This is a genomic window from Salinisphaera sp. SWV1 (genome assembly GCF_052044155.1).
In the GTDB taxonomy this organism is placed as follows: domain Bacteria; phylum Pseudomonadota; class Gammaproteobacteria; order Nevskiales; family Salinisphaeraceae; genus Salinisphaera.
The window spans coordinates 1-1,681 of the sequence record NZ_JBQDYE010000087.1 but is presented as its reverse complement, the minus strand read 5'-3'; the positions used below and the strand labels follow the sequence as shown (position 1 = coordinate 1,681).

Annotated in this window: 1 protein-coding gene; it reads left to right on the top strand. The window is 62.4% G+C overall.

The annotated features are described in order from the left end of the window. The first annotated feature begins 139 nt into the window (after positions 1-139). Positions 140-1,477: an ISNCY family transposase gene (locus ACS8YF_RS19495; RefSeq protein WP_440851753.1), complete on the top strand. Its 1,338-nt coding sequence runs from the start codon at positions 140-142 to the stop codon at positions 1,475-1,477. Positions 1,478-1,681: the final 204 nt, after the last annotated feature.

The window sequence follows — 1,681 nt, the reverse complement described above, 5'->3', positions numbered from 1 at the left end:
AGTGTCCGTCCAGAAACTCCAACTATCTGATTGCGTTGTAGAATCGGGGCAATATAAAAGTGGAAAACTCCGGGCGCTGTGCTCTAATAGAAGTCAAGCGACTGATTTCTATAAGAAACCAACACCCCGGAGTCCTGAAATGCGCGAAAAACGCATCACACAAGCGAGTATATTCGATGTGTTCGCGGATCACGAGATCGGAATCGAACTGCAGGGGATGTCCCGGCTGCTCGATGCCCACCCGGTGTTGCTGGATTTCGTGGCGGATGATCTCGGCTCGGACGCGACCACCGGCCGCTGCGGCATGACCGCCGAGTCGGCGCTGCGCTGTGCCGTGCTCAAGCAGTATCGTCAGCTGACTTACGATGAGTTGGCGTTTCATCTGCTGGACTCGGCCTCATTCCAGGCCTTTGCGCGCCTGCCGGTGGATTGGACGCCGCGTAAAGCAGCCTTGCAGGCCAATATCGCCGCAATCCGCGACACGACGTGGGAAGCGATCCAGGCCCAGCTGATGGGCACGGCCTGCGCGACCGGCATGGAACGCGGGCGGATGTGGCGGCTCGACAGCACCGTGATCGACAGCCCGATTCATGAGCCAACCGACAGCAGCCTGCTGCTGGACGGGGTGCGGGTGATGGGGCGTTTGCTGGCCTCGGCCGAGCAGCTGCCGGGGGCGCCGAAGCTGGATTGGCACAACCACCATCGGCGGGCGAAAAAACGGGCTCGGGCGATCCGTTATACCCGGGGCCAGGACAAGAAGAAGTCGCTGTATCGTGATCTGATCGCTCAGACCCGAGCCATGCTCGGCTATCTCGAGCACAGCGCCGTGCCGTTACAACTCGCGGTGACCGACGCTGCGGCACTGGCCGCCTGGCAGGCGGAAGTCGCCCATACCACCGACTTGATCGCCCGAGTGATCGACCAGACCGAACGTCGAGTATTCAATGACGAGCGGGTGCCCGCGGCCGACAAGATCGTCAGCCTGTTCGAGCCGCACACCGACATCATCGTCAAGGATCGGCGCGACACCCACTATGGCCACAAGCTCAATCTGACCAGTGGCGCCAGTGGCCTGATCTTCGATGTCGTCATCGAAGACGGCAACCCGGCGGATGCGGCCCGGTTCATGCCGATGCTCGAGCGTCATATCGAGCGGTTCGGGGTCCCCCGGCAGGTCGCGGCCGATGGCGGCTACGCCTCTCGGGATAACCTCGCTGCGGCGCAGCGCGCCGGCGTTGAAGACGTGGCGTTCCATAAAAAGCGGGGACTGCCCGTCGAAGACATGGTTCGCAGTCCCTGGGTCTATCGCAAACTCCGCAACTTCCGCGCCGGCATCGAAGCCGGGATTTCCTGTCTGAAGCGCGCCTACGGTCTGGCGCGTTGTACGTGGAAGGGCCTGGATCATTTCAAGGCCTACGTCTGGTCGTCGGTGGTTGCGCACAATCTGGTCTTGATGGCGCGGCTTGCGCCCGGATAGGCCTGGCAAAATCGCCCGGTCCGAACGGGCGCCGGCCTCGCCGGCGCGGTCGCGGCGTGGGCGCTATTTGAGATCCGGGGCAGTCAAACGCTGAATCGGACTGAATCGGCCGCGTCGTGACGCTTAAACCGGCTCGTATCGCCGCGGCTGTGCAGTCAGCGACGTCGGTATCGCCCCAAAACGGCCGTTTCTGGACGGAAACTA

Excerpts from the sequence above, each read along its gene's own strand:
- ACS8YF_RS19495 (WP_440851753.1), top strand. The coding sequence starts at position 140 with ATGCGCGAAAAACGCATCACACAAGCGAGTATATTCGATGTGTTCGCG.